We start from the raw sequence: 26,001 nt of genomic DNA on the forward strand, positions 1-26,001 counted from the left end.
CGGGCAACGGATCAGGGCACGGCGACCGGATACGACCCCAGCACCTTGATCTGCGCCGAATGCTGTTTCAGGTCGGCCAGCGCCTGCTTCATCGCCTCGTCGTCGATGTGGCCGGCCAGGTCGATGAAGAAGCCGTACTCCCATTTCGCGTGGTGCGAGGGCCGCGACTCGATGCGGTTCATGCTGATGCCGTGGCGCGCGAACGGGCTGAGCACGTCGAACAACGCACCGGGCTTGTCGTGGATGAAGACCAGCACCGAAGTACGGTCGTGGCCCGACGGCGGGAAGATGCTGCGGCCGATCACCAGGAAGCGCGTGGTGTTGTCCTTGTCGTCCTGGATCGGGCTCATGACGACCTTCTTCAGGCCGTACACGTGGGCGGCGCTCTCGCCGCCGATGGCCGCGGCGTCGTCGTTGCCGCGTGCGCGGCGCGCGCCCTCGGCATTGCTCGACACCGGCACCTTCTCCACCTTCGGCAGGTTCGCGCGCAGCCAGCCGGCGGTCTGCGCGAACGATTGCGGATGCGCGTAGATGCGCTCGATGTCGTCGATGCGGCCGGTGCGCGACATCAGGAACTGGTGCACGCGCAGCTCGACTTCGCCGCAGATCTTCAGGTCGGAGGTCAGGAACATGTCCAGGGTGATCTGGATCGTGCCCTGCCCCGAGTTCTCCACCGGCACCACGCCGAAATCGGCGTTGCCGCTGGCCACTTCCTGGAAGACCTCTTCGATGCTCGCCAGCGGCAGGCCGTGCGCGGACCGGCCGAAATGCTTGAGGACCGCCTGCTGGCTGAAGGTGCCTTCCGGCCCGAGGTAACCGATCTTCAGCGGCTCCTGCTGCGCCAGGCACGCGGACATGATTTCGCGGAAGACATGCACCAGCACCTCGTCGCTGAGCGGGCCCTCGTTGCGGTCCACCACCATGCGCAGCACCTGAGCCTCGCGCTCGGGACGGTAATAGTCCACGGCCGCCGCCAGCTTGCCCTTGGCCTTGCCGACCTGGTGGGCGAAGACGGCGCGTTCGGCGATCAGCGATTGGATCTGGCGGTCGATGCCGTCGATCTTGGCGCGCACGTCGGACAGCACCGGTGCGGGTGTCGCCTCGATCTTCTTGCCCGCGGCGGGCTTGGCGGTCTTTTTCGGTTTGCTGGGTTTGGATGCCATGGGGTTTTCCGTAGTCCCGTCGCCTCCCTGCGGGAGCGACGTAAGTCGCGAAGGTTTAGCGGTCACGTGTCATCGCGACTTACGTCGCTCCCACACCGGGTCGATGCAGGTGAGTCATCCGTTGCGTTGCTGGAAATCGCGCATGAAATCGACCAGCGCCTGCGCGCCTTCCACCGGCAACGCGTTGTAGAGCGACGCGCGGATGCCGCCCACCGCCTTGTGGCCCTTCAGCGCCAGCAGTCCGGCGGCCTTGGATTCGGCCACGAAGCGCGCGTTGAGGGTGTCATCGGGCAGGAAGAAAGGAATGTTCATCCGCGACCGCGCCGCAGGCGCCACCTCGTTGCGGTAAAAGCCACCCGAAGCATCGATGGCGTCGTAGACGAGCGACGACTTCACCGCGTTGCGGCGTGCGAATTCGGCCACACCGCCCTCGGCGAGCATCCACTTGAACACCAGGCCGGCCAGATACCAGTTCCAGGTCGGCGGCGTGTTGAGCATGGAGTCGCGCGCGGCATGCGAGCGGTAATCGAAGATGTCGGCGCGCGGCTGGCCGCTGCGCTCGAACAGGTCCTTGCGGATGATCACCACGGCCACGCCCACCGGGCCCAGGTTCTTCTGCGCGCCGGCATAGATCACGCCGTACTTCGATACGTCCAGCGGCTCGGAGGCGATCGACGAACTGAAGTCGGCGAACAGCGGCACCGCGCCCACGTCGGGCGTGTCGCGGAACTCCACGCCGTGGATGGTCTCGTTGGCGGTGATGTGCACGTAGGCGGCGCCGGGCGTGAGCGTCCAGCTGTCGCGCGACGGGATGTCGTGGAAGCCGCCGGCTTCGCCATCGGCGGCGATGTTGACCGTGCAGTACGGCTTGGCCTGCTTGATCGCGGTCTTGCCCCAATGGCCGGTGACCACGTAGTCGACGACCTGGCCGGGACCGGCGAAATTCAGCGCCAGCAGCGCCTGGTGCGTGGTCGCGCCGCCGGACAGGAACAGCACCGCATAATCGTCCGGGATGCCGACCAGCCGGCGCAGGTCGGCCTCGGCCTCGGCCGCCACCGCGATGAAGTCCTGGCTGCGGTGGCTGATTTCCACGATGGACGCGCCGATGCCATTCCAGTCGAGCATCTCGGCCTGGGCTTGCCGCAACACCGATTCAGGCAGGGTGGCGGGGCCGGCACTGAAGTTGAACGCGCGCGTCATGGGGCACCTGGGGGAATGAACCCCTAGTATGCCGCAGCGCATCAGTTGCAGGGGCAACCAGCAAGCGCCGCATCTCTTTCCTCACGCCCTGCGTACTACCCTTTGGAACTGCCCCGCCCGTGAACCATTCCCCGGTTCACCGGTCGAACGTGGACCCCAGGAGGAACCCCCATGTCGTTGCGCGATGCCTTGCGGATCCCTGCCTCGCAGATCACGGACGAATCCGTCTACCTCGAACGCCGGCGCCTGCTGCAGACGCTGGCCGCCGTCCCGGCCCTCGCCCTGTCGGGCTGCGCCGAGGCCGAGCCCCCGCCGGCGCCCCGGCTTGCGGTGACGCCGGAGCAGGCGCGGTCGGGTTTCCGCACCGCGGAAACCCTGACCCGCTACGAGGACGTGGCCAGCTACAACAACTTCTACGAGTTCGGCACCGGCAAGGCCGACCCGTCGACCGCACGCAAGACGCTGAAGACATCGCCCTGGTCGGTGGTGGTGGGCGGCGAGTGCGCCCGGCCGGGACGGATCGCGCTCGAAGACCTGCTGAAGGGGCCGACGCCCGAGGAGCGCATCTACCGGCTGCGCTGCGTGGAAGGCTGGTCGATGGTCATCCCGTGGCTGGGCGTACCGCTGGGCGAGGTGCTGAAGAAGTTCGAGCCCACCGCCAAGGCCAAGTACGTCGCCTTCACCACCCTGGCCGATCCGGTGCAGATGCCCGGCGTGCGCTATCGCTCGATCAACTGGCCGTATCGCGAGGGCCTGCGCATCGATGAAGCGATGCACCCGCTCACCCTGCTGGCGACCGGCCTGTATGGCAAGCCGCTCCCGCAACAGAACGGCGCCCCGCTGCGGCTGGTCGTGCCGTGGAAGTACGGCTTCAAGAGCATCAAGTCGATCGTCGAAATCAAGTTCGTCGAGAAGATCCCGAAAACCGCCTGGCACGATCTGCAGCCGTCCGAGTACGGCTTCTTCTCCAACGTCAATCCGGGCGTCGACCATCCGCGCTGGAGCCAGAAGACCGAGCGGCGCATCGCCGGGACGCAGAGCAAGCTCTTCGCCGAGCGCATCCCCACCCGCCTCTTCAACGGCTACGCCGATCAGGTCGCCTCGATGTACGCCGGCCTGGACCTGAAGAAATGGTACTGAGCCGCGCCGATGCGTAAGGCCTCGCGCGGCCTCATCGCCGCCAAGACCGCGGTCCATGCGCTCGCGCTGGTGCCGCTGGCGATCCTCGCCTGGCAGTTCATCGATGTCTGGCGGACCGGCAGCGATGCGCTCGGCGCGGACCCGGTGGCCGAGATCGAACACCGCACGGGCCTGTGGGCGCTGCGCCTGCTGATGGTGGCGCTGGCGATCACGCCGCTGCGCCAGCTGACCGGACAGCCGGTGCTGCTGCGCTTCCGCAGGATGCTCGGGCTGTACGCCTTCTTCTATGCCAGCGTGCACCTGACCGCCTATCTGGCGCTGGACCTGCGCGGCTACTGGACGCAGATCTTCGAGGAAATCGTCAAGCGTCCCTACATCACCGTCGGGTTCACCGCCTGGCTGCTGCTGGTGCCGCTGGCGATCACCTCGACCCAGGGCTGGATGCGGCGCCTCGGTCGGCGCTGGGGCCAGCTGCACAAGCTGGTCTACGCGATCGGCGTGCTCGCCGTGCTGCACTTCTGGTGGCTGGTGAAGTCCGACATCCGCGAGCCGCTGCTCTATGCCGGCATCCTGGCGTTACTGCTGGGCTGGCGCCTCTGGAAATCGCTCAGCCGGCGCCGAACAGCAGCAACGCGCTGAGCGCCGCCGCCATCAGCAAGGCGGCGAGCAGCAGCCACGGCCAGCGGCCGACCGCACGCGTGGCCGCGCGCGGCGCCGCATCGACGTCCTGCGCATTCCGGTCCTCGTCCACCGGCAAAGCGTCCGCCATCTGTGCGCTGGGCGCCCACGGCACCTCGAGCACGAAACGGTGCTGGGCATCGAATACCACCTGGTCGCCCGCGATCAGCAGCGCATCCCGCACCGCCACGCCATTGACGCGGCTGCCGTCGGCCGACCCCAGGTCGCGCAGCAGGACGCGGTCGCCGCGCAGCTCAAGGCGCGCGTGCCGCTCGGCGAAGGTGGGGTCGTCCACACGGATCTGCGCGTCGCGCGCGCGACCCACCACGCAGGGATGCTCGAGCGACACGCTGCGCCCGTGGTACTTGCCGCCCAGGCCCCGCAGGACCACGCGCGCGTCGCCCTGGCCGGCATCGGCGTCCCGCACGTCGGCCGCCGACTGGAATCCCGACTGCAGCAGCAGCTCCACGCCTTCCACATAGACCGCGTCGCCGGGTCGCAGCACCGCCATCCTCTTCACCGGGCGCCCGTTAACGTGGACACCGCGCATGCCGTTGGCCACCTGCAGCCACAGGCCGCGCCGATCGACGCAGATCTGCGCGAGCAAGGCGCCCTGCAAGGCGTCGCCGACCCCGATCGTACCGGCGGCTTCGCGCACGATGCGGTGCACGCCCGTGGTCAGCGGCCGGTCCGGCGAAGGGCGGTTGGTGAAGTGAAGTCGGAGGTTCTGCACGCGGTGGGAGCCTATCAGGTTGGCGTGCGCACGGCAGCCCCGGCTTGGCATCGCGCGGCGCGGCTGCGCACAATACCGGGGAACCGAAGGAGCACACGCATGGCCAGCATCGACATCCAGCACGCGCATTCCAAGTCGCCGAAGCAGGCCCGCAAGGCCGTGGAGGATGTCGCGAAGAAACTGGCCGAGCGCTTCGACATGGCATACGGCTGGGACGGCGACACGTTGAACTTCAGCCGCTCCGGCGTGGAAGGCAAGATCGCGCTGCTGGCCGACAAGCTTCGCGTCACCGCGAACCTCGGCTTCCTGCTGTCGGCGATGAAAGGACCGATCGAAGCCGAGATCCGGCGCGTGCTGAGCGAGAAGTTCGACTAATCGCGGAACGGATCCGCGTCGGCCTCGAACAGGCGGCGCGAGATGGTGCGCTCCGCCTTTTCGATGTCGCGCACGAAGGCCTTGCCGTCGCCCAGCGCGGCGAAGGCCGCGAACCCGCGCTCCAGAAACCCTTGCAGCTCGCCCAGGCCGGTCGCCCGTGCGGGGCCGCGCGAGAGCTTGAGCAGTGTCGCCACGCCGGGGGTCTTCACGGCCTGCGCCAGGCCCACCCCGACTTCGGCGATCAGGTCGATCTGGTGCGAGCGCAGGCGCGGAAGCCCGACCTCGCGATAGGCGCGACCGTAGAGTTCGGCGTCCAGCTTGCGGCGCTGCGGTGCCAGCCGGTGCAGGGCCTCGGCCATCCGCATGTCCAGGGCGTGGGTCAGCGCGCCGAGCTCGATGCCGTGGGCCACCGTTTCCAGCACGGCGGCCGGCAGCAGCCGCTGCATCATCGGCATGACCTTGGCCACGTTGGCGTCACGCCGGCTGAAATCGTGGTCGCCGTAGACGTCGGTCAGGAAGAACATCGCCGCGGCCCGGCGCTTGGGGTCGTTCAGGAAGTGGGTGAAACTGGTCTCCAGCCGCGCGGCCTGCCAGCGACGCAGTTCGGGCAGCCAGCGCAGGCGGTTCCGGGGTTCGATGTCCGGATCATGCAGCGCCTGGTGCCAGGCCAGCCGCCTGCCCACGCGTTCGATCAACGGATTTGCTCGGGCCATGGGTGACATGATCCGGGCCGGCCGGGCGCCCCGCAACCCGCAAGCCGGTCGGCTACACTCGGCCGGCAAGGTCATCACGGGTAGTACATGCTTTCGATCCACAGCGCGCGGCAACGGGGCCACAACGGCAAGATCGGGCTGGCCATCGCCGGCGGCGGCCCCATCGGCGGCATGTACGAACTGGGCGCGCTGCGCGCCCTGGACGAAGCCCTCGACGGCCTCGACCTGACCCGCATGGACTGCTACGTGGGCGTCAGTTCCGGCGCATTCCTCGCGGCCGGCCTGGCCAACCGGATGGGGACGGCCGAGATGTGCCGCATCTTCATCACCGGCACCAGCGACGACGCCGAATTCCGTCCGGAGACGTTCCTCCGTCCGAATGTCAGCGAGTACCTGCGGCGCGCGGCGAGCCTGCCTGGGCTGTATGCCGACTGGCTCTCGCGCCTGGTCCGCAACCCGCGCCGGGCCACGCGCTGGTCGGACCTGTTCCTGCGTTTCGGCGGCCTGGTGCCCACCGGCATCTTCGACAACGAGGAAGTCGAGCGCTTCCTGCGCGACATCTTCAGCCGTCGTGGCCGCAGCAACGACTTCCGTACGCTGGAGGCGGACCTGTTCGTGGTGGCCGTCGACCTGGACAGCGGCGAGGCGGTGCGTTTCGGCGAAGAAGGCTGGGACGACATCCCGATCTCGCGCGCCGTGCAGGCCAGCTCCGCCCTGCCCGGCCTGTACCCCCCGGTGGAAATCGGCGGTCGCCACTTCCTCGACGGCGCGCTGCGCCGGACGATGCACGCGAGCACCGTGCTGGACCGCGGCATCGACCTGATGATCGGCATCAATCCGCTGGTGCCGTTCGACGCCAATCAGGCCGTGACCCAGGCGGGCGACGCCGAGCAGGTGGGGCTGGCCAGCGGAGGGTTGCCCGCGGTGCTGTCGCAGACCCTGCGCACGCTGCTGCAATCGCGCATGCAGATCGGCATGGAGAAGTATCCGCATCGTTACCCCGACATCGACCAGTTGGTGTTCGAACCGAACGCCGACGACAGCGAGCTTTTCTTCACCAATCTCTTCAGTTTCTCCTCGCGCCATCGCGTCTGCCAGCTGGCCTACCGCAACACGCTGGCCGACCTGCGCAAGCGCGCGCCTGCGCTCAAGCCGATGCTGGCCGCGCACGGCATCCGCTACAACGACGACATCGTCAACGACCGCCACCGCTCGATCCTCGACGGCCTCGACGTGACGCCACGCATGACGGAAACCACCGCCCGCCTGCGCCGTGCCCTGGACGACGTGGACCAGCTCGTTTCCAGCCGCCGGGCCGCCCGGCGCCCCTGATCCGGTCACGGGGGCGTCACCGGCTGGTGTGAAAACTCTAGACAGCGCTCCGATTCTGGCGCGCAATCCCATCACCACACCGCCGACGGAACGCCATGGCCACGCTGAAGAAATCCGCACGCAAGAAGACCGCTTCCGCTTCCACTTCCAGCAACGAACACCTGCAGGCCCAGGCCGAGCAGCTCTCCAAGCGCCTGGGCGAATCCGCGCAGCAGGTCTGGCTCGCGGGAGTGGGCGCGTTCGGACGCGCGCAGGCCGAGGGCACCAAGCTGTTCGAGACCCTGGTGAAGGAAGGCCTTTCGCTGGAGCAGATCACGCGCAAGACCGCCGGCGGCAAGGCGCAGGCGATGCGGGACGCCGTCGAGACCACCGTGGGCCAGGCCCGGGAACGCGCGTCGGACACGTGGGATCGTCTGGAGAAGGTATTCGAGGAGCGCGTGCATCGCGCGCTGCGCCGTCTCGAAGTGCCGAGCCGCGAAGATCTCTCGGCGTTGATCGATCGTGTGGACGCGCTGAACGCCGAACTGCGCAAGCTGGGTGGCGCTCCGGTGGCGAAGCCGGCACGGGCCCGCAAGACGCCCGCCAAAAAGTCGGCGCCGGCGGCGAAGAAAACGCCCGCCAAGCGTGCATCGCGCAGGAAGGCTGCACCATAAGGTTGCATATGCTTTTTCGTGCGCTTTCCTGAACAAAATTTTGTTGCGCGGCACCATTGAATGGCGTAACAATCATTCCAGCCCGCCAGTCCATCGAAGTTCGTTTGCTCCCCTCCCCTTACGGCTTCGGACTGGCGGGCTTTTCCATGCCTGTCGACGACGACTTCCTCGATCCGCGCTGACGCGGCGACAGACACTCCCCGGTGCGCCGGGTAGAATCGCGGGCTCGAATAACAAAAACGCCCCCGCGACGCATGTCCATTTGGCTCCTTGGCCTGGCCGTCACCCTGGTGACCGGCATTGCGGCAACCGCCTACCTTTGGCTGGTCCGCCGTCCCCGCGATGAAATGTCCTATGGCCTGCACGCCCTGTCGGGCCTGCGCTGGCGTGAGTTCTCCAAGCTGGTGCTTGCCGCCATGGAGCGCCGCGGGCTGGTCGAAGCCAGCCCCGAACCCCACGAATCCCGCGAGCCGCAGTCCACTTTCCTGCTGGCGCGCGGCGACGAGCGTTGGCTGCTGTCCTGCAAGCACGGCTCCGCCTACCGGATCGCCGCCGCGCCGGTGCTCGAGCTGGCCGCCAGCATCCGCCTGGGCACCGCCCATGGCGGCATCCTCGCCACCGAGGGCAACGTGGAGAAGGAAGGCCGCGACGCCGCGCAAGGCAACAACATCGAAGTCCTCGACGGCCCCCGCCTGTGGCCCGAGGTGGTCGACCTGATCGAACCCAGCCTGCGCGAGCAGGTCATGGCCTATGCGGCCGCGCGCGCCAAGCGCCACATCGGCATCGCTTGGTTCGGTGCCGTCGCGCTCGGTGCGGCCGGCATGGCGAGCTGGTCCGGTCAGCAGGGTCCCTCCATTCCCGCCGAGCGCCCCGCACCCGCCGCACGCCCGGCGGCGACCGCCCCCGTGGCGGCCGCTCCCGTGCCGGCGGCCGGCTTCAAGGAGCCCACCGAGGAAGAGCTGGAAGCCCAGATGCGCGAGGTGCTGAAGGCGCTGGCCAAGACCCCGGGCATCACGCGCGGGGTGTGGCAGACCAAATTGACGCTCAGCGTGGACCGTATCGCCAGCGAGAAGGAAGTCTGGCCCTGGATCTGCCTGGAACTGGAGCGCTACCCCGCCCTGCGCACGACCCGCGTGCAGCTCAACCCGCCGCCGGGCAGCAGCGAGCCCGTGCGCTGGCGCCAGTGCAAGAACATGTGAGCCAGCGCACCGCGACACTCCGTCGCTGTGCGCCGCCGGGGATCGCGCCGATGATCCGGTACCGGCCCCACGTCCCGACCCGATGACCGACGCTTCCGCCCCCACTCCCTACGACCGTATCGGCGGCGAAGCCGGCCTGCGCCGGATGACCGAGCGGATGTACGCGCTGATGGACACGCTGCCGGAAGCGGCTGCAGTGCGTGCACAGCATCCGGCCTCGCTCGAGGGCAGCGAGCAGAAGCTGTTCGAATTCCTCAGCGGCTGGCTGGGCGGTCCGCCGCTGTTCACCCAGAAGCACGGCGCGCCGATGCTGCGCGCGCGGCACCTGCCTTTCCAGATCGACATGGCCGAAGCCAGCGGCTGGCTGGCGTGTTTCCACGGCGCCATGACGGATACCGTCGAGGACGCCGAGCTGCGCGAGTTCCTCTGGTCGCGGATCGAACCGCTGGCGCTGCATATGCGGAACATGCAGGCCCTGCCGTTGCGGTGGGCGGATCCTCAGCAGGCGTGATGCACCGTCGCGGCACGCGGCCGCGACGACGCATTACCAGTGCACGCCCCGCATCAGCGAGGCGAACGCGATCTGCTCCTGGCTGGGCGCCGCTTCCTTGAGCGCCTTGCGGTCGCCCTTGGCGGCGGCCGAATCCGGGAACAGCTCGAACGCGGTGTTCATCACCACTTCGTAGGCCTTCGGCGCCACCGCATTCACCAGTGCCGCGAAGATGCCCAGGCGGGTGGCGATGCGGCTCGGCTTCTCGATGATCGCCTTGACCAGCAGGTCGGCGGCCTCTTCCGGCGAAAGGGTCGGCACGCTGTCGTACATCTTGGTCGGCGCGATCATCGGCGTCTTCACCAGCGGCATGTTGATGGTGGTGAAGCTGATGCCCTTGCCCGACAGTTCGCCCTGCGCGCAGCGGCTGAAGGCATCCAACGCTGCTTTCGACGCCACATAGGCCGAGAAGCGCGGCGAGTTGGCCAGCACGCCGATCGAGCTGATGTTGATGATGTGGCCCTTTCGGCGCTCGGTCATCTTCGGCAGGAAGCCCATGATCAGGCGGATGCTGCCGAAGTAGTTCAGCTGCATCGTGCGCTCGAAATCGTGGAAGCGGTCGTAGCTCGCCTCGATGGAACGGCGGATCGAGCGGCCCGCATTGTTGATCAGGATGTCGACGTGGCCGTGTTCGTCCAGCACGGTCTTCACCAGCCGGTCGCAGTCCGCCATGTCGGCCAGGTCCGCGATGTACGCGAACACCTTGCCGCCCGCCTTCTTCATGTCGTCGCGCGCCTTGAACAGCTCTTCCTCACCGCGCGCCACGATGATCGTGATCGCGCCGGCTTCGGCCACACGCTGCGCCGTGGACAGGCCGATGCCGGAGGAGCCGCCCGTGATGACCACCACCTTGTTGCGGACCTTGCCCTTCAGCGAGCGGTCGACGAACAGGTCCGGGTCAAGGTGGCGCTCCCAGTAGTCCCACAGGCGCCATGCGTAGTCGTCCAGGCGCGGTACCGCGATGCCGCTGCCCTTGAGTGCCCGCTCGGTCTCGCGGCTGTCGAAGCGCGTCGGATAGGTGATGAACTTCAGCACTTCCTTCGGGATCTTGAAGTCGCGCAGCAGCATGCCGATGAAGCGCCGCACCGGCGGCAGGTTCCCCACGGCCATGCGGATGCTGCCGGGCACGAAGGCGAACATGCGCGCGTCGATGCGCATGGTCATTTCCGGCGCATGGCCGGCACGGCAGAAGGTATTGAGCACCTCGCCGACGCGCATCGGTTCCGGATCGGTCAGGTGGAAGGTATGCCCGTCCAGCCTGGGCTTGTGCGCGATGTGGTCCATCGCATCGGCGACGAAGTCCACCGGCACGATGTTGATGCGTCCGCCCTCGATGCCGAGCACCGGCACCCACTGTGGCAGCAGTTCGCGCAGCTTCTTGATCAGGGTGAAGAAGTAGTACGGGCCATCGATCTTGTCGATCTCGCCGGTCTTGGAGTGGCCGACCACCATGCCCGGGCGGTAGATGCGCCACTTGATGCGCTTCTCCTTGCGCACCAGCCCCTCGGAGTCGTGCTTGGTCCGCAGGTAGGCGTCGTCGAGGCCCTCGGCCTCCTCGAACATGTCCTCGCGGAAGATGCCGGGGTACAGACCTGCCGCCGCGATGGAACTGGTGTGGTGGAAGCAGCCGGCCTTCAAGGCTGCCGCGAGGTCCAGCGCGTGCTGGGTACCGTCGATGTTGGCCGCCTGTTGCGCTTCGCGACTGGCGGTCAAATCGTAGACCGCCGCCAGATGGAAGAAATGCTTCACCTTGCCGGCCAGGTTGCGCAGCTGCGCGGCGCTGACGCCGCACTTGGGCTGGGTCATGTCGCCGTGCACCACGGTGACCCGCTTCATGTCCCAGCCGGCTTTCTTGGCGATGGCGTCGAACTTCTTCTGCGAGTCCTTCCGGACCAGCACGTAGACCGTCCCGCTGCGCTTCAGGAGGTTGCCGACCAGGTAGCGGCCAATGAATCCCGTGGCGCCCGTGACGAAATAGCTCATGACGACCCATCCCTCGAGGTGTGTGGGCCGGCCCCTCCGACCGCCCTGCGGCCTAACTTGCCAGAGCCGTTGCGGTTCGACAATCCCGTCACGGATTGACCGCCTGCACCACCCGTGGTGTGATGGCCGCGATCACTGGGAGGGATCATCCATGGCAGATCTGAAGACGGCGTTCGACCAGGCATCCAAGGACATCCAGACGCTGTCCGAGCGCCCGGACAACGACACCCTGCTGCGGCTTTACGGGCTGTACAAGCAGGGCTCCGAAGGCGACGTCAAGGGCGACAAGCCGGGCTTCTTCGACTTCGTCGGCACCGCCAAGTACGAGGCCTGGGCCAAGCTGAAGGGCACCGCCCCCGAAGACGCGCAGAAGAAGTACGTGGACCTGGTGAAGAAACTCACCGCGTAGTGGCGCGCGATACCCGCCAGCGCATCCTCGAAACCGCCCTGGCGATGTTCAATACGCAGGGCGAGCCCCACGTCACGACGAACCACATCGCCGACGAGCTGGAGATCAGCCCCGGCAACCTGTACTACCACTTCCGCAACAAGGACGACATCATCGAGCAGCTCTTCGCCCGTTACGAAGAGCGCATGGATGCCGCCCTGACCCCGCCCACCGATCGCCTGCCGGGGCTGGAAGACATCTGGCTGCAACTGCACCTGGTGTTCGAATGCATCTGGGACTACCGCTTCCTGTACCGCGACCTCGTGGAGATCCTCAGCCGCAACCGTCGCCTGCGCCTGCGGTTCGCGCGCATCCTCAAGCGCGCGGACGACAGCGCATTGGCCGTGATGCGGGGACTCGGCCATGCCGGCGTGATGCGTGCCTCGGCCACGGAACTGGCGGCTACGGCCACCAACGTGCTGGTCGTGTCGACGTTCTGGCTGAACTACGCGTCGGCGCGCGGCGAGAAGGACGAACAGGCCGCGATCCGCCAGGGCATCGTGCAGGTGATGATGCTGGTGGCCCCGTTCCTGCGCGACGCCGAGCGCGTGCACCTGAACACGCTGACCCAGGCGTATACCGCCTGATCCGCCGTTACGCGGCGGCGAGCGTCTCGCCCAGCCGGAGCGACGCCGCGCGCAGTTGCGGCAGCAGGCCGCGATCGTCGAGCACTTCGAACTCCGGACCCACCAGCGCCATCAGCGCGAGCAGCGCCTCCACCGATTCCGCGCCCAGCTCCAGAACGCAGTGATGCGCATCGCCGGCCTCAAGGATGCCGCACCACGGCGGCACGCGCGCGGCCTGCGTCTCGATGGATCCCGGCAGGCGCAGCCGCACCTGGAAGCGCGTGAACGGCTGGGTGATCGACTTGGCCACGTAGTCGACCACGTCGCCCGGAAACGCGCGCGGCGGGAACTGCGTGCCGGTATCGTGCAGCGCCTGCACACGGTCGACCCGGAAGGTCCGCCAGTCTTCGCGCTGGAGATCCCAGGCCACCAGGTACCAGCGGCTGCCGGTGTGCACGAGCCGCAGCGGCTCGATCAGGCGTTCGCTCGCTTTCTGGCTGCGGTCGCGATAGTGCATGCGCAGCCTGAAGCCGTCCCGGCAGGCGCCCGCGATGCGCAGGAGGGCGTCCACGTCTGAAGTCGGCGCACCGCCCGCCAGCGACAGCGTCACCGAGTACAGCGCACTGGCCCGCTTCCGCAGGCGTGCGGGAAGCCATTGGTCCAGCTTGGACAGCAGGCGCAGGGAGGTGTCTTCCATCCGTCCCACGCTGGCGGCGGCGGTCCGCAGTGCGACGGCCACGGCGACCGCCTCGTCGTCCTCCAGCAATACGGGGGGCATGGCGCTGCCCGACCCGAGCCGGTAACCGCCGCCGAGGCCCGGGGAGGCGTCGATGGGATAGCCCAGCTCGCGCAGCCGCTCCACGTCGCGGCGCAGCGTGCGGCGATCGATTTCCAGGCGCTGGCTCAGCTCCGCGCCCGTCCAGTGGCGGCGCGACTGCAGCAGCGACAACAGGCGAAGCAGGCGGTTCGATGTGCTCAGCATGGGTCCAGTATGCCGCCTATTGAGGACTGATTCTGTCCTCGATAAGCCACAGACTGACGCCTCACCCACAAGGAGTCGTGTCCATGGCGATCCAGACCTACCGCGGAAGCTGCCATTGCGGCGCCGTCCGTTACGAAGCGGACCTCGACCTGGCCGCAGGCAGCGGCCGCTGCAACTGCTCCCTCTGCACGAAGACCCGGTTCTGGGGCGTCGTGGTCCGCCCGGACGCCTTCCGCCTCTTGCAAGGCGAAGACGAACTGGGCAGCTACCGGTTCGGCACCCATGCCGTCGAGCATCTGTTCTGCCGGCACTGCGGCATCCGGTCGTTCGGCCGCGGCGAGCTGGAAGTGCTGGGTGGCCGGTATGTCTCGGTGAATCTGGCGTGCCTGGACGAGGTGGCCCCGGAGACGCTGGCCGAAGTGCCCATCCGCTACTTCAACGGACGCGACAACGATTGGTTCTCCGAGCCTGCGGTCACCCGGCACCTTTAACGGAAACGCCCCGGCGAGCCGGGGCGTAGGGAGCGGTGCGGGCGCGACGGGTCAAGCGCGGCGGGTGCGGCGCGCCACCGGCTTGCGGGCGGCCGGCTTGCGAGCGGACTTGGCCGGCGCCGCCTTGCGGGTACGCGACGCCTTGCGTGCGGGCTTCTTCTTCAGGCCCAGCTTCGCCAGCACCGGTTCGAGGCGCGCTTCCACCTCGGCACTGAACTGGCCTACCCGCGCTTCGCCCTGCTCACGGGCATCGGCCAGGCGACCCAGCACGTCGCGCTGGGTGGTGCTGGCGAACGTCACGGCCTGCTGGCGGGCGGCATCGAAGCGCTGGCCCGCTTCGGCAACCGCCGTCAGGGCCTCGCGACGGCTCACGGCGATCAGGCCCAGTCCGGCCAGCCACACGTGGCGCAGGCTCGGCTCGAGGGGTTTGCGGGCATTCTTCTTGGTGGCCATGTTCAGTTCCACGTGCCGCGCCACGGTGGCCGGCTTCGATGACGCGATGCTGTCCCGGCGGCGTCGAGCAATCACACTATTGGCCGCTCTGCGCGCGGATTGCGTAGGGGTTGCCTGAGGACGGCGTTCGCCGCCATGCTCGCGGCATCCTGGGAGGGACGACAGATGGCAGCGAAGTCTTCGAAGTGGGCCCCGTTTCCGCACGACGCCAAGGCCTACGCCTACGCAGGCGACGCCTTGAAGAAGGCCTGGCCTGCGCTGCATGCGGGCGACCAGGAGCCCTACCCCGACGAGAAGCGCGCCAAGGCCCTGATCGCCGCCGCCGGCAAGGCGGCCAAGGGCATCGCCGCCGACGACCTCGCGCAACAGCTGCAGGAGGCGTGGCGCGCGTTCCACCGTGGCGACTTCCAGGCGGCCTACGAGGCCGGCGAGGCGCTGGGCCCGCTGGGTGCGTCCGTGGCGGTGAAGGCCGTCGGCATCCACGCCACTTATCTGGTCGAAAACGAAGCGGAACAGCTCAAGCGCTTCGAGCAGGCCGCCAAGCTCGCCGAGGCCGCGATCAAGGCGCTGCCCGACGAAGCCAACAGCCACTACCGCCACGCCTTCGCCCTCGGGCGTTACAGCCAGGGCCTCAGCATCGCCAAGGCGCTCAAGCAGGGCATCGCAGGCAAGGTGCGTGCGGCGCTGGACGCCACCCTCGAGCGGTCACCGAAGCACGCCGAGGCGCACACCGCGCTGGCGCTGTACCACGCGGAGATCATCGACAAGATCGGCGCGATGATCGGCGGCCTGACCTACGGCGCCAAGGCCAGCGAGGCCGAATCCCATATCAAGACCGCACTGAAGCTGACCCCGGAGTCCCCGATCGCGCATGTCGAGTACGCGAACGTGCTGCTGCTCCTGCACGGGGACAAGAAGGAAGACGCCGCCGCCGCCGCCTTCGAGAAGGCCGGCAAGCTCAAGCCCCGCGACGCGATGGAAGCGTTGGACGCGGCGCACGCCAATGCGCAGATCGAATAGGAACGCCACCCGCGCGCTCGCATCGGCGCTGCTGGCCGCGAGCGCGACGCTTCAGGCGCAGGTCGTCGTACCGGCACCTCCTGCCTCGCCCTCGCCGGCGCAGGCGACGGATACGCTGGTGGACGCCCTGACCTGCCGCACCTCGGCCGGCGACATCGCCGGCTTGCTGACACGGCTGCGACGCGAGCGTCCTGCCGAGTTCGTGCAGACCGAGCGCCAGTACGCCGCACCGAACATGGATCTCTACCGGCTCGACGAGCCGGTTCCCGCCTGGGGCAACGAGGGCGACGCCATCGTCGTCACCGACAACCGCGTGCTGTTGCTGGTCGACGCGCCGATCGACACCGCCAGCGCGCGCCTGGAGCAATCGCTGACGGACAGCCGCGATACGCCGCTGTCGGGCGCGCTCGACGACCTGCACGCACTTGTCGTGTATGCGGGCGAACACCCCGGCATGCAGGAGCGCACGCTGATCGGCTGCGAGTACCGCATGCCCGGGCTGTCGCTGCTCGCCAATCCCGACGACGCGTGGCGCACGCCCACGCCGTAGCGTTCGAACGCGCGCGGATTCCGCGTCACGCCTCATGACCGCGTAACCGCGCACTGCGCGATGCCTTTCGCGCACCCGCATGCCGGCGCCCCGTGCCGCCGGGGCGGCCTTAACGGCCACTCCCTCGCCTTCTTTAGGGCCGCCGTCACGTTTTTCTGGTGCCGCTGAAACCTCGGTCCTGCGGGGGTTTCGGGCCTCTAACACATTTTTTCGCGCGGGCCCTAAAGGTTTTTTTGGCAGCGCCGTTATTCATTTCGCAACACGAAGACGACTAGCCCAACAAAACAAACCGGCAGCGTCTTTTCCCTTCAACGCCGTGAATCCAAATAAGAGGAGACGAACATGGCACAGGTAATCAACACGAATACGATGTCGCTCAACGCTCAGCGCAACCTGAGCACCAGCGGCGCCTCTCTGGCCACCACCATCCAGCGCCTGTCGTCGGGCCTGCGCATCAACAGCGCGAAGGACGACGCCGCCGGCCTGGCGATTTCCGAACGCTTCAGCACGCAGATCCGCGGCCTCGACGTCGCCGTCCGCAATGCGAACGACGGCATCTCGCTGGCCCAGGTCGCCGAAGGTTCGCTGACCGAGATCGGCAACAACCTGCAGCGCATCCGCGAACTGGCGGTGCAGTCCTCCAACGCCAGCAACTCCGCTTCCGACCGCGCGGCGCTGAACGCCGAGGTCAAGCAGCTGACCTCGGAAATCGACCGCGTCGCCAAGCAGGCCGACTTCAACGGCACCAAGCTGCTGGACGGCACCTTCACCAGCCAGCTGTTCCAGGTCGGCGCCAACGCCGGCCAGGCCATCGCCATCGACAAGGTCGTCGATGCCCGCGCCCAGACCCTGGGCGGCGTGACCTTCGCCAACGTCTACGCCGGTACGGCGCTGGGCGCCGACGCGGCCACGGCCGACACGACGTTCTCCCAGCTGCAGGTTTCGGTCACCCCGACCGGCGGCAGCGCGAGCACCATCAACATCGGCGCCTTCGACGTGAAGGCCGGCCAGTCGATCACGCAGGCCGCGGCCGCCGCCATCAACAACAAGCTGGGCGAGACCGGCGTGTACGCCGAGGTCAAGGCCGGCGTCATCAACCTGACCTCGGTCAAGGGCGGCCAGGAATTCGCCCTGGCCTTCGGCGGCCCGGCCGTCACCGGCGCCACCGTTGCCACCGCCGCGAACCTCGGCCTGACCGAGACCAGCACCAACGGCGGCGACCTGGCCACCACGAACAGCTTCGTCCAGGGCCTGGACATCACCACCTTCGCCGGCGCCCAGCGCGCCCTGGAAGTGGTCGACAAGGCACTGACTTCGGTCAACGGCGCGCGCGCCGACCTGGGCGCGATCCAGAACCGCTTCACCTCGGTGGTCGCCAACCTGCAGACCAGCTCGGAAAACCTGGCCGCTTCGCGTAGCCGCATCCGCGACACGGATTTCGCCAAGGAAACCGCCGAACTGACCCGCACCCAGATCCTGCAGCAGGCCGGTACGGCCATGCTGGCCCAGGCCAACCAGGCGCCGCAGAACGTACTGAGCTTGTTGCAAGGCTGAACCTAGCGTCCCCGGCGGCACGGCGGGGAATCGTTGGACAACATCATCCCCCGTGCAGAAAACGCCTAAGGAGTCGAACTCATGGCACAGGTCATCAACACCAACACCATCTCGCTGAATGCCCAGCGCAATCTGAGCACCAGCGGCGCCTCGCTGGCGACCACCATCCAGCGCCTGTCGTCGGGCCTGCGCATCAACAGCGCCAAGGACGACGCCGCCGGTCTGGCCATCTCCGAGCGCTTCTCCACCCAGATCCGCGGTCTCGACGTCGCCGTCCGCAACGCCAACGACGGCATCTCGCTGGCCCAGGTCGCCGAAGGTTCGCTGACGGAGATCGGCAACAACCTGCAGCGCATCCGTGAGCTGTCGGTGCAGTCGGCCAACGCGACGAACTCCTCGTCCGACCGCGCCGCGCTGAACGCCGAAGTCAAGCAGCTGACCTCGGAAATCGACCGCGTCGCCAAGCAGGCCGACTTCAACGGCACCAAGCTGCTCGACGGCTCGTTCACCAGCCAGCTGTTCCAGGTCGGCGCCAACGCCGGTCAGGCGATCGCCATCGACAAGGTCGTCGATGCGAAAGCCGGCTCGCTGGGCGGCGCGATGTTCGCCACCGCCACCTTCACCACGGCCACCCCGGCCGACGGCGTCACCGCCCTGAAGATCGACGGCCTGCAGCTGACCAACGCCGACGGCGCCACGGTCACCATCGACACCGTCGATGTCGCCGCGCAGGGCACGGCCGCCGGCACCCGCGACGCCGCCGCCAAGGCGCTGGTCACGGCGATCAACGCCAAGATCGGCGAGAGCGGCGTGTACGCCGAACTCGGCGCCGCCGGCGCGGTCAGCCTGACCTCGGTCAAGGACAGCGTGGGCACCAACGGCGCGTTCAAGGGCATCGCCATCGAGACCGGCACCTGGACCGGCGGCACCGCCCCGGCCGACGTCACCGCCAGCACCGTCGCCACGACCAAGCAGTACGCCTCGAACCTGGACATCTCCACGTTCAAGGGCGCGCAGCAGGCGCTGGAAATCGTCGACAAGGCGCTGACCTCGGTCAACTCGGCCCGCGCCGACCTGGGTGCGGTGCAGAACCGCTTCACCTCGGTGGTCGCCAACCTGCAGACCAGCTCGGAAAACCTGGCCGCCTCGCGCAGCCGCATCCGCGACACCGACTTCGCCAAGGAAACGGCGGAACTGACCCGCACCCAGATCCTGCAGCAGGCCGGTACGGCCATGCTGGCCCAGGCCAACCAGGTGCCGCAGAACGTGTTGTCGCTGCTCCGCTAAACCGCTTCACAGGAATCGTTGCCCGACGCGGGCGTCCCGGACGGATTCGTCTCCCTCCGATTGGCGCCGGGATGGATGGCCTCGCCATTCATCCGCCCTCCACCGCTTTGGTGGCGGGCGCCGGGCGTTCCTTCTGCGTCTTACCCTCGTCTCTCTCCAGGTCGGCGTCATGGCACAGGTCATCAACACCAACACGATCTCGCTGAACGCCCAGCGCAACCTGAGCACCAGCGGCGCCTCGCTCGCCACCACCATCCAGCGGCTCTCGTCCGGCCTGCGCATCAACAGCGCGAAGGACGATGCGGCCGGCCTGGCGATCTCCGAACGCTTCAGCACCCAGATACGCGGCCTCGATGTGGCCGTGCGCAACGCCAACGACGGCATCTCGCTGGCCCAGGTCGCCGAAGGTTCGCTGACCGAGATCGGCAACAACCTGCAACGCATCCGCGAACTGGCCGTACAGTCGGCCAACGCCACCAATTCCTCGTCCGACCGCGCCGCGCTGAACGCCGAGGTCAAGCAACTGACCGCCGAGATCGATCGCGTGGCCAAGCAGTCGGACTTCAACGGCACCAAGCTGCTGGATGGCACGTTCTCCAGCCAGCTGTTCCAGGTCGGCGCCAACGCCGGCCAGGCCATCGCCATCGACAAGACCGTCGACGCCAAGTCCACCGCGCTCGGCAAGGTCCAGTTCGGTTCCACCAGCGGCGTGGGCGTGGCGACCGGCACGGCCACGGCCGATGGCAAGATCACCAACATTTCGGTGACCAATCCCGCCGGCAAGACGGTCGCCATCGACGATGTCGACGTGAAGACGGGCGACACCGGCGCCCAGGTCACCGCCAAGATCATGGGCGCGATCAACGCCAAGGTCGGCGAGCACGGGATCTATGCCGAGTCCACCGGCACCACCGGTTCGTACTACACCGTCGGCGCCGCGCTCAACGACAGTGGCGCCGCGGCCGGCATCACGGTCGTGTACGGCACCAGCGGCGCCGCCGGCATCACGTCCGGCGTCGGCGTCACCGGCGGCGTGCCCGGCGCCGGCGAGGTGAAGGGGCTGTCCGATCTGGACGTCACCACATACCTCAACGCGTCGCGCGCGGTCACCATCATCGACAAGGCCCTGACCGCGGTAAACTCCGCACGGGCCGACCTCGGTGCGATCCAGAACCGCTTCACCTCGGTGGTCGGCAACCTGCAGACCAGCTCGGAAAACCTGGCCGCTTCGCGTAGCCGCATCCGCGACACGGATTTCGCCAAGGAAACCGCCGAACTGACCCGCACCCAGATCCTGCAGCAGGCCGGCACGGCCATGCTGGCCCAGGCCAACCAGGTGCCGCAGAACGTGTTGTCCCTGCTGCGCTGAGGCGCGGCACCGCAAGCCCGCAGTCACTCCTAGTTCCCTGTCGTCCACGGACGGATTCGTCTCCCTCCGTTTGGCAGTACCCCAACCCCTCCGGCAACGGAGGGGTTTTTTTATGCGCCGCAGCCGCCGGACTGGCACAAACCCTGCATCAGCCCGCATGCCTGCATTTCTCACCAGCGGCCGGACCCACGGCCGCGGTGGGAGACGGAGAAATGCGGGCTAAAGAACGGCGCCCGCAGGCCGTTACTGGAACTGTACGGGCGGGCCGCATGACGGCCCGCCCGGCCACCCCTTTTGCGGAAAGGGCGCGACAGGAGAAACGGCAATGGCAGATTATTCGCTCGGTTACGGCGGCATCGGTTCGGGGCTGGACATCACCGGCATGGTCGAACAGCTGGTCGCGGCCGACCGCAAGCCGGCCGACAACCGCCTGAACCGCATCGAGACCCAGGCCAAGTTCAAACTCTCCGCGATCGGGACCGTCAGTTCCGCGTTCAGTACGCTGGACACCTCGCTCAAGGCGCTGAAGTCGGCGACCGCATTCGACGTGCGTACCGTCAAGTCCGGCACGGACACCGTGGTCGGCGCCAGCGTCGCCAGCGGCACGCCCAACGGCATCTACAACGTGCAAGTGGGCTCGCTGGCCACCGCCAACAAGTGGATCACCAACACGCCGGTCGCTGCAGGCACCACCTTCGGCGCCGGCCAATTGACGCTGACGGTCGGCGGCGAGTCGCTCGCCATCGACATCGCCGAAGGCGCGACCCTGCAGGACGTGCGCAGCGCCATCAACACGGCCGCGCGCAACAAGGGCGTGCAGGCCGCGGTGCTGACCTCCAACGACGGCCAGTACCTGTCGGTGTCTTCCGACAAGACCGGCGCCGCCAACGGCCTCACCCTCGCCTTCGCCTCCGGCGGCAGCGACCTGCAGAACCTGGTCACCAGCCTGCAGGAGCGCGTGCCGGCCGCCGATGCCGAGGTGACGATCGACGGCCTCACCGTCACCGCCAGCACCAACAAGATCACCGACGCGGTCCCGGGCCTCACCCTGGACCTGAAGACCCAGGGCACCAGCACGGTCACCGTGTCCACCGACACGGCGGCCGCCAGCAAGCTGATCCAGGACTTCGTGACGGCGTACAACACGGCCATCGGCGCCATCAACGCCACCACCAAGTACGACGCCGAAAACGACGAACCCTCGGCCCTGACCGGCGACGCGCAGATGCGCAGCGCCTCGGGCCAGTTGCGAAACCTGATGGGCAACCTGCTGGGCGACCTGGCCGCGCAGGGCCTCGATGCGAAGACCCTGGGCCTGCAGACGAAGGGCTATCCCTCGTCCGACGGCACCCTGGTCTTCGACAGCAGCAAGTTCACCGCCGCCCTGACCGCCGACCCGGAAAAGATCCGCGCGGCGTTCACCGGCGACACGGCGTTCGCCGGCCGCCTGCAGACCGCGGTCGGCAGCTATGTCGGCACCGACGGCGCCTTCACCCTGCGCAGCAACGGCCTCAACGCGCAGATCAAGGACGTCGCCACCCAGCGCACCGCGCTGGATGCGCGCATGGAAGCCGTGGGCAACCGCTACAAGGCGCAGTTCGTCGCGCTGGACAGCATGATTTCGCAGATGAACACCACCAGCAGCGCCCTCGCCCAGCAGCTCGCTTCGCTCACCGCCCAGACCGGATAAACCGCCGGGCCCGCGTCGGCGCTCCAGCCGGGCGCCGGGGTCCCAGGAGAAATGGAATGTCACTTCAATCGTATGCCGCGCAGTACCGCAACACCGGCCTCAGCAGCGCCGTGATGGAGGCCGACCCGCATCGCCTCGTCGCATTGCTGCTGGGCGGCGCCTGCGAGCGCCTGCGCCTGGCGGAAGCCTGCGTGGAGCGCGGCGACCTGGCGCGCAAGGGCAAGGCCATCGGCGAAGTCAGCGCGATCATCGGCCACCTCAACGGCTCGCTGGACCACGAAGCCGGCGGCGAGATCGCCGGCAGCCTCTCGGCGCTGTACGACTACGTGCAGACCCGCCTGATCGAAGCCAACCTGCACAACGACGCTTCCGCGCTGCGCGAGTCCCTGGACCTGCTGGGCGAGATCGAATCGGCCTGGAACGCGATTCCCGCCGAACAGCGCCAGGCGCCGGCCATGGCGGCCGCGCGATGAACGACACGCCGGCCCTCGCCGACCTGTTCGGCCAGCTGGACGCGATGCGCGTCGCGCTGCATGCCGACGAACTGGACGGCGTGGAAGCCCTGCTCAACCGCCACGACCGCGATGTCCGTGCGTTCCTGCACGCCGACGGCGGCCGCAGCGCCGGCTACGACGCGCTGGCGACGCTGCTGCGCGCGCAACTCGAACTCCAGCAGGACATGCAGGCCGCGCGCGAGCAGGCGCGCATCCGCATGCAGTCGACGCAACGCGCGGACCGCGCCGCACGCGCGTACCTTTCCGTCGTCGGAGGCTAGCCGTGGCTGCGCCCGTCGTCCTGGTGGAGCATCCGGCCGAACACGCGCTGTTCGACGGTGCGCTGACCTGCGACGTCGTGCTGCCCGTCCGTTTCACCCTCGGCGCGCGCCCGGTGATGCAGGGTCCGGCCGAAGCCCTGTTGCAGGGGCTTGCCGTGGCCGAGGATGTGCGCGGCGACGACCCGGACGACCGCAAGGAAGCCACCCCCAGCCAGCAACGCATCGAAGCCAAGCTCGACCTCGTGCTGTCGCTGCTCGGACGCCTCGCGCGCCGCCAGGACGACATGCTGCCGGTCACCTCGCTGCGCTGGTCGCACCGCGGGCTGCGGCTGGATATCGCGTCGCCGCTCGGTGCCGACACCGGCGCCGACGGCGTGGTGACCCTGCAACCGGCGACCTGGTTGAGCGACCACATCGAACTCCCCGCGCGCGTGCTTGCGCAGGTCGAAGGCCTGAACACGCATCACCTGTGGCTGCAGTTCGAAGGGTTGGGTGCTGGCCTGGCCGAAGCCATGGACCGTCACCTGTTCCGGCTGCACCGCCGGCAGGTCGCCGAAGCGCGGCAGTCGCACCTGTCCCCCCGCAGGTAAACGCGTTTCGCGCACGTGCCTTCGACGTCACGCAGCGAGAGGGCCGTCGTCACACACGACGCTGGCGGTCCGCACGACTTCAGTCGCCTGATGGCCACTCAAATGTGACCCGTGTCGTGGTTTCACGTCTCCATCGCGATTGTGAATTGGCGTGGCAGGACGCGCCCGCTATCGTGACATGACCTGCAAAGCGGCAACGACTGGCTCCCCCCGTGCGTGTACTCATCGTCGACGACCACACCCTGGTCCGCGCCGGCATCAGCCGGCTGCTGCAGGCATTGCCCGACGTGGACGTCGTGGCCGAAGCCTGCAATGCCCAGCAGGCGCTCGACATGGCGGCCATCCACCGTCCCGAGATCATCCTGCTCGACCTGTCGCTGCCCGACCGCAGCGGCCTGGACCTGCTGCCGCTGCTGCACGAATCGCTGCCGCAGGTGCGCGTGGTGATGATGTCGATGCACAACGATCCCACCCAGGTGCGTGTCGCGCTCGATCGCGGCTGCGCAGGCTTCGTCGTCAAGGAAGCCGCGCCGATGGAACTCGAGCTCGCCCTGCGCGCCGCCGCCAACGGCCAGGTGTTCCTGAGCCCGCAGGTGTCGTCGAAAATGCTGGCACCGATGCTCAATCCGCAGCGTCCGACCGGCATTGCGGCGTTGTCGCCCCGCCAGCGCGAGATCCTGCGCCAGCTGGGCAGCGGCATGAGCAGCAAGGAAATCGCCGCGCAGCTCGGCATCAGCGTCAAGACCGTGGAAACGCACCGCGCGCGCATGATGGAATCGCTCGGCTGCCGCCGCGCCAACGACCTGCTGTTGCTGGCCGCGCGCCACCAGCACGAATTGGCCTGAGCCTTGCAGTACTCCGGGGGCGATGCCGCCTCCGTGACGGAATCCCGTGATCGCAGCGCCCCGTCGGGCGCCCACCTTCGACATTAAACCGACGCTGTAGGGGAAACCCTGACGGCCGGTCGGGCGTGCCCGCATCACGACCAGAAACGCCCCGATTTTTTTTCCGTCACCCGCAGCGGAAAGTATCCCCACGATGCGACGCCACCCTGGCACGCCATCGAATCGGGGATTTCGGGGATGAAGACGGGTCTTTCCACCCAGCTGGGCCAACAGCTCCACCTGACGCCGCAGTTGCTGCAGTCCATCCGCCTGCTGCAGCTCGACGGCTTGCAGCTGGAAATGGAAGTGCGCCGCGCGCTGGAGCTCAATCCGCTGCTCGAGATCGAAGAATCCCACGACGCCGCCACCGCCGGCGAACTGGACGACGTGCCCGCCCAGGACACCGCCGCGGTCGAGACCGCCGCGTTCGACGAACTGCCCGAGTCCAACCTGTGGGACGTCCCCGGCGCCGGCTGGCAGGACGGCGACGACGACCGCATGCAGCGCGTGGCCGCCGGCGAATCCACCGACCCGCACGTCCGCGTGCTCGACCGCCTGGCCCTGGAGCTGGACGAACGCGCACTGGAAGTCGTGGCGTTCTGGCTGGAACACACCAACGACGCCGGCTACCTGGAACAGGCCCCCGACGCGCTGGCCCTGCTGGCGTCGGCCCGCTTCGACCTGCGCACCGAGGTCGTGCTCGGCCTGCGCGACCGCCTGCTGCGCGGCGAATTCCCCGGCCTGTGCGCCGCCGACGTGCGCGAGTGCCTGCTGGTGCAGCTGGACTGCCTGGACGGCCGCGTGCCGGCCCGCCGTGTCGCCCAGCGCATCATCGCCGAGGGCCTGGCCCTGCTGGCCGCCCACGAATACGACGCCCTCGCCCGCCTGCTGGACCTGGACACCCACCAGGTGATGGAAGGCGTGCGCCTGGTGCTGTCGCTGGATGCCCGCCCGGGCGCGTCGCTGGCCCCGGCCCCGTCGGGCTACATCATCCCGGACGTGGTCGCCTGGCACGCCGACTGCGCCTGGCGCGTGGCCCTGAACCCGGCCAGCACCCCGCGCATCCGCGTGAACGCGATGCAGGAGCGCGCCCTGGAGCAGGCCGAGGCCTCGCCCGGCGCCGGCAAGCTGCGCGAACTGCTGCAGGAAGCGCGCTGGCTGACCCGCGGCCTGTCGATCCGCTACGACACCCTGCTGCGCACCGCGCGTGCCATCGTCGAGCGCCAGGCCGGGTTCCTGGCCCACGGCGACGAAGCGATGGCGCCGCTGACGCTGAAGGAGATCGCCGACGAGATCGGCATGCACGAATCCACGATTTCGCGCATCACCACCGGCAAGTACATGCAGACCCCGCGGGGCACGTTCGAGCTGAAGCATTTCTTCGCCGTGCGACTGGAAGGCGCGAACGTCTCCGGCCCCGCCGTGCGCGCCATGGTGCGCCGCCTGATCGATTCCGAGCCGGCCGGCAAGCCGCTGGCCGACGAGGCGATCGCCGGCCTGCTGGCCCGGCAGGGCATTCACATTGCCCGCCGAACTGTGGCGAAGTACCGGGAACAGCTCGATATCGCTCCCGCCCGGGAACGCCGACGCGCTACCGTATCCGTCTTGGCCAAGGCCGGATAA

The 26,001-nt window shown here is 68.2% G+C and carries 28 protein-coding genes; 21 read left to right on the plus strand and 7 right to left on the minus strand.

What is annotated here, in order from left to right:
* Positions 1–11: 11 nt before the first annotated feature.
* Both pheA and serC read right to left on the minus strand, forming a co-directional pair.
* Positions 12–1,163: a prephenate dehydratase gene (pheA, locus tag BLT45_RS15975; RefSeq protein WP_093302699.1), complete on the minus strand. Its 1,152-nt coding sequence runs from the start codon at positions 1,161–1,163 to the stop codon at positions 12–14.
* A 114-nt stretch (positions 1,164–1,277) separates the two neighbouring features.
* A complete protein-coding gene (gene serC, locus BLT45_RS15980) occupies positions 1,278–2,363 on the minus strand; it encodes a phosphoserine transaminase (RefSeq protein ID WP_093302704.1) in 1,086 nt (361 codons plus the stop codon).
* A 171-nt stretch (positions 2,364–2,534) separates the two neighbouring features.
* On the opposite strand from serC, the gene msrP reads away from it, so the two are divergent.
* Together msrP and msrQ are read left to right on the plus strand one after the other, a co-directional pair.
* Complete coding sequence (gene msrP / locus BLT45_RS15985; RefSeq protein ID WP_093302709.1) at positions 2,535–3,503, plus strand: protein-methionine-sulfoxide reductase catalytic subunit MsrP; 969 nt, start codon at positions 2,535–2,537, stop codon at positions 3,501–3,503.
* A 9-nt stretch (positions 3,504–3,512) separates the two neighbouring features.
* A complete protein-coding gene (gene msrQ / locus BLT45_RS15990; RefSeq protein ID WP_093302715.1) occupies positions 3,513–4,142 on the plus strand; it encodes a protein-methionine-sulfoxide reductase heme-binding subunit MsrQ in 630 nt (209 codons plus the stop codon).
* Here msrQ and BLT45_RS15995 read toward each other — a convergent pair.
* Positions 4,111–4,914, minus strand: a complete 804-nt coding sequence (locus tag BLT45_RS15995; RefSeq protein WP_093302720.1) for an FHA domain-containing protein — start codon at positions 4,912–4,914, stop codon at positions 4,111–4,113. The genes msrQ and BLT45_RS15995 overlap by 32 nt on opposite strands.
* A gap of 99 nt (positions 4,915–5,013) precedes the next feature.
* Between BLT45_RS15995 and BLT45_RS16000 the strand changes: the two genes are divergently transcribed.
* Complete coding sequence (locus BLT45_RS16000) at positions 5,014–5,289, plus strand: polyhydroxyalkanoic acid system family protein (protein ID WP_093302725.1); 276 nt, start codon at positions 5,014–5,016, stop codon at positions 5,287–5,289.
* Here BLT45_RS16000 and BLT45_RS16005 read toward each other — a convergent pair.
* The gene (locus tag BLT45_RS16005) at positions 5,286–6,002 is read right to left on the minus strand and encodes a DUF8198 family protein (protein ID WP_093302729.1); all 717 of its coding nucleotides are present in this window, start codon (positions 6,000–6,002) and stop codon (positions 5,286–5,288) included. The two genes, BLT45_RS16000 and BLT45_RS16005, sit on opposite strands and share 4 nt — an antisense overlap.
* An 87-nt stretch (positions 6,003–6,089) precedes the next feature.
* Here BLT45_RS16005 and BLT45_RS16010 point away from each other — a divergent pair, with 87 nt between their 5' ends.
* The 4 genes from BLT45_RS16010 (at position 6,090) to BLT45_RS16025 (ending at position 9,697) form a co-directional block, all read left to right on the plus strand.
* On the plus strand, positions 6,090–7,334 hold the full coding sequence (locus BLT45_RS16010; protein ID WP_093302733.1) for a patatin-like phospholipase family protein: 1,245 nt from the start codon (positions 6,090–6,092) through the stop codon (positions 7,332–7,334).
* Between the two features lie 95 nt (positions 7,335–7,429).
* On the plus strand, positions 7,430–7,987 hold the full coding sequence (locus tag BLT45_RS16015; RefSeq protein WP_093302740.1) for a phasin family protein: 558 nt from the start codon (positions 7,430–7,432) through the stop codon (positions 7,985–7,987).
* Positions 7,988–8,241: 254 nt separating this feature from the next.
* Positions 8,242–9,186, plus strand: coding sequence for a restriction endonuclease (locus BLT45_RS16020; protein ID WP_093302746.1), 945 nt, complete (start codon positions 8,242–8,244; stop codon positions 9,184–9,186).
* A gap of 82 nt (positions 9,187–9,268) precedes the next feature.
* On the plus strand, positions 9,269–9,697 hold the full coding sequence (locus tag BLT45_RS16025) for a group II truncated hemoglobin (protein WP_093302751.1): 429 nt from the start codon (positions 9,269–9,271) through the stop codon (positions 9,695–9,697).
* A 33-nt stretch (positions 9,698–9,730) separates the two neighbouring features.
* Here BLT45_RS16025 and BLT45_RS16030 read toward each other — a convergent pair whose 3' ends face one another.
* Complete coding sequence (locus BLT45_RS16030) at positions 9,731–11,719, minus strand: SDR family oxidoreductase (protein ID WP_093302756.1); 1,989 nt, start codon at positions 11,717–11,719, stop codon at positions 9,731–9,733.
* A gap of 151 nt (positions 11,720–11,870) precedes the next feature.
* Between BLT45_RS16030 and BLT45_RS16035 the strand changes: the two genes are divergently transcribed.
* Together BLT45_RS16035 and BLT45_RS16040 are read left to right on the plus strand one after the other, a co-directional pair.
* On the plus strand, positions 11,871–12,128 hold the full coding sequence (locus tag BLT45_RS16035) for an acyl-CoA-binding protein (protein WP_056879007.1): 258 nt from the start codon (positions 11,871–11,873) through the stop codon (positions 12,126–12,128).
* Positions 12,128–12,754, plus strand: coding sequence for a TetR/AcrR family transcriptional regulator (locus BLT45_RS16040; protein ID WP_093302761.1), 627 nt, complete (start codon positions 12,128–12,130; stop codon positions 12,752–12,754). The genes BLT45_RS16035 and BLT45_RS16040 overlap by 1 nt, the downstream gene beginning before the upstream one ends.
* Positions 12,755–12,761: 7 nt before the next feature.
* Here the strand turns inward: BLT45_RS16040 and BLT45_RS16045 are convergent, their stop codons facing one another.
* Positions 12,762–13,715, minus strand: a complete 954-nt coding sequence (locus BLT45_RS16045; RefSeq protein WP_093302767.1) for a helix-turn-helix transcriptional regulator — start codon at positions 13,713–13,715, stop codon at positions 12,762–12,764.
* Positions 13,716–13,798: 83 nt separating this feature from the next.
* On the opposite strand from BLT45_RS16045, the gene BLT45_RS16050 reads away from it, so the two are divergent.
* A complete protein-coding gene (locus tag BLT45_RS16050) occupies positions 13,799–14,206 on the plus strand; it encodes a GFA family protein (protein WP_093302773.1) in 408 nt (135 codons plus the stop codon).
* 51 nt (positions 14,207–14,257) lie between these two features.
* Here the strand turns inward: BLT45_RS16050 and BLT45_RS16055 are convergent, their stop codons facing one another.
* On the minus strand, positions 14,258–14,659 hold the full coding sequence (locus BLT45_RS16055) for a hypothetical protein (RefSeq protein WP_139188040.1): 402 nt from the start codon (positions 14,657–14,659) through the stop codon (positions 14,258–14,260).
* A gap of 165 nt (positions 14,660–14,824) precedes the next feature.
* Between BLT45_RS16055 and BLT45_RS16060 the strand changes: the two genes are divergently transcribed.
* From BLT45_RS16060 to rpoN, 11 genes are all read left to right on the plus strand, one after another.
* Positions 14,825–15,679, plus strand: coding sequence for a tetratricopeptide repeat protein (locus BLT45_RS16060; RefSeq protein WP_093302785.1), 855 nt, complete (start codon positions 14,825–14,827; stop codon positions 15,677–15,679).
* Positions 15,663–16,229 carry a hypothetical protein gene (locus BLT45_RS16065; protein WP_093302788.1) on the plus strand — a complete coding sequence of 189 codons (567 nt, stop codon included), beginning with the start codon at positions 15,663–15,665 and terminating at the stop codon, positions 16,227–16,229. The genes BLT45_RS16060 and BLT45_RS16065 overlap by 17 nt, the downstream gene beginning before the upstream one ends.
* Positions 16,230–16,571: 342 nt before the next feature.
* Positions 16,572–17,783, plus strand: a complete 1,212-nt coding sequence (locus BLT45_RS16070; RefSeq protein ID WP_093302791.1) for a flagellin — start codon at positions 16,572–16,574, stop codon at positions 17,781–17,783.
* An 81-nt stretch (positions 17,784–17,864) separates the two neighbouring features.
* A complete protein-coding gene (locus tag BLT45_RS16075; RefSeq protein ID WP_093302795.1) occupies positions 17,865–19,070 on the plus strand; it encodes a flagellin in 1,206 nt (401 codons plus the stop codon).
* A 169-nt stretch (positions 19,071–19,239) separates the two neighbouring features.
* A complete protein-coding gene (locus BLT45_RS16080; protein ID WP_093302798.1) occupies positions 19,240–20,439 on the plus strand; it encodes a flagellin in 1,200 nt (399 codons plus the stop codon).
* 325 nt (positions 20,440–20,764) lie between these two features.
* Positions 20,765–22,129, plus strand: a complete 1,365-nt coding sequence (fliD, locus tag BLT45_RS16085; RefSeq protein ID WP_093302804.1) for a flagellar filament capping protein FliD — start codon at positions 20,765–20,767, stop codon at positions 22,127–22,129.
* Positions 22,130–22,185: 56 nt separating this feature from the next.
* The gene (fliS, locus tag BLT45_RS16090; protein ID WP_093302810.1) at positions 22,186–22,602 is read left to right on the plus strand and encodes a flagellar export chaperone FliS; all 417 of its coding nucleotides are present in this window, start codon (positions 22,186–22,188) and stop codon (positions 22,600–22,602) included.
* Entirely contained in the window at positions 22,599–22,904 is a 306-nt protein-coding gene (locus BLT45_RS16095) for a hypothetical protein (RefSeq protein ID WP_093302815.1), read from the plus strand. Before fliS ends, BLT45_RS16095 begins: the two co-directional genes overlap by 4 nt.
* 2 nt (positions 22,905–22,906) lie before the next feature.
* Complete coding sequence (locus BLT45_RS16100) at positions 22,907–23,494, plus strand: PilZ domain-containing protein (protein WP_093302819.1); 588 nt, start codon at positions 22,907–22,909, stop codon at positions 23,492–23,494.
* 212 nt (positions 23,495–23,706) lie between these two features.
* Positions 23,707–24,339, plus strand: a complete 633-nt coding sequence (locus BLT45_RS16105) for a response regulator (RefSeq protein ID WP_093302823.1) — start codon at positions 23,707–23,709, stop codon at positions 24,337–24,339.
* A 237-nt stretch (positions 24,340–24,576) separates the two neighbouring features.
* Positions 24,577–26,001 carry an RNA polymerase factor sigma-54 gene (gene rpoN / locus BLT45_RS16110; protein WP_093302826.1) on the plus strand — a complete coding sequence of 475 codons (1,425 nt, stop codon included), beginning with the start codon at positions 24,577–24,579 and terminating at the stop codon, positions 25,999–26,001.

The organism is Pseudoxanthomonas sp. CF385, from assembly GCF_900104255.1.
Taxonomy (GTDB): domain Bacteria; phylum Pseudomonadota; class Gammaproteobacteria; order Xanthomonadales; family Xanthomonadaceae; genus Pseudoxanthomonas_A.

Bases quoted from the DNA above. Each gene is read 5' to 3' on its own strand.
- pheA (WP_093302699.1), bottom strand. From the start codon at position 1,163: ATGGCATCCAAACCCAGCAAACCGAAAAAGACCGCCAAGCCCGCCGCG.
- serC (WP_093302704.1), bottom strand. From the start codon at position 2,363: ATGACGCGCGCGTTCAACTTCAGTGCCGGCCCCGCCACCCTGCCTGAA.
- msrP (WP_093302709.1), top strand. From the start codon at position 2,535: ATGTCGTTGCGCGATGCCTTGCGGATCCCTGCCTCGCAGATCACGGAC.
- msrQ (WP_093302715.1), top strand. From the start codon at position 3,513: ATGCGTAAGGCCTCGCGCGGCCTCATCGCCGCCAAGACCGCGGTCCAT.
- BLT45_RS16000 (WP_093302725.1), top strand. From the start codon at position 5,014: ATGGCCAGCATCGACATCCAGCACGCGCATTCCAAGTCGCCGAAGCAG.
- BLT45_RS16005 (WP_093302729.1), bottom strand. From the start codon at position 6,002: ATGGCCCGAGCAAATCCGTTGATCGAACGCGTGGGCAGGCGGCTGGCC.
- BLT45_RS16010 (WP_093302733.1), top strand. From the start codon at position 6,090: ATGCTTTCGATCCACAGCGCGCGGCAACGGGGCCACAACGGCAAGATC.
- BLT45_RS16015 (WP_093302740.1), top strand. From the start codon at position 7,430: ATGGCCACGCTGAAGAAATCCGCACGCAAGAAGACCGCTTCCGCTTCC.
- BLT45_RS16020 (WP_093302746.1), top strand. From the start codon at position 8,242: ATGTCCATTTGGCTCCTTGGCCTGGCCGTCACCCTGGTGACCGGCATT.
- BLT45_RS16025 (WP_093302751.1), top strand. From the start codon at position 9,269: ATGACCGACGCTTCCGCCCCCACTCCCTACGACCGTATCGGCGGCGAA.
- BLT45_RS16030 (WP_093302756.1), bottom strand. From the start codon at position 11,719: ATGAGCTATTTCGTCACGGGCGCCACGGGATTCATTGGCCGCTACCTG.
- BLT45_RS16035 (WP_056879007.1), top strand. From the start codon at position 11,871: ATGGCAGATCTGAAGACGGCGTTCGACCAGGCATCCAAGGACATCCAG.
- BLT45_RS16045 (WP_093302767.1), bottom strand. From the start codon at position 13,715: ATGCTGAGCACATCGAACCGCCTGCTTCGCCTGTTGTCGCTGCTGCAG.
- BLT45_RS16050 (WP_093302773.1), top strand. From the start codon at position 13,799: ATGGCGATCCAGACCTACCGCGGAAGCTGCCATTGCGGCGCCGTCCGT.
- BLT45_RS16055 (WP_139188040.1), bottom strand. From the start codon at position 14,659: ATGGCCACCAAGAAGAATGCCCGCAAACCCCTCGAGCCGAGCCTGCGC.
- BLT45_RS16060 (WP_093302785.1), top strand. From the start codon at position 14,825: ATGGCAGCGAAGTCTTCGAAGTGGGCCCCGTTTCCGCACGACGCCAAG.
- BLT45_RS16065 (WP_093302788.1), top strand. From the start codon at position 15,663: ATGCGCAGATCGAATAGGAACGCCACCCGCGCGCTCGCATCGGCGCTG.
- BLT45_RS16070 (WP_093302791.1), top strand. From the start codon at position 16,572: ATGGCACAGGTAATCAACACGAATACGATGTCGCTCAACGCTCAGCGC.
- BLT45_RS16075 (WP_093302795.1), top strand. From the start codon at position 17,865: ATGGCACAGGTCATCAACACCAACACCATCTCGCTGAATGCCCAGCGC.
- BLT45_RS16080 (WP_093302798.1), top strand. From the start codon at position 19,240: ATGGCACAGGTCATCAACACCAACACGATCTCGCTGAACGCCCAGCGC.
- fliD (WP_093302804.1), top strand. From the start codon at position 20,765: ATGGCAGATTATTCGCTCGGTTACGGCGGCATCGGTTCGGGGCTGGAC.
- fliS (WP_093302810.1), top strand. From the start codon at position 22,186: ATGTCACTTCAATCGTATGCCGCGCAGTACCGCAACACCGGCCTCAGC.
- BLT45_RS16095 (WP_093302815.1), top strand. From the start codon at position 22,599: ATGAACGACACGCCGGCCCTCGCCGACCTGTTCGGCCAGCTGGACGCG.
- rpoN (WP_093302826.1), top strand. From the start codon at position 24,577: ATGAAGACGGGTCTTTCCACCCAGCTGGGCCAACAGCTCCACCTGACG.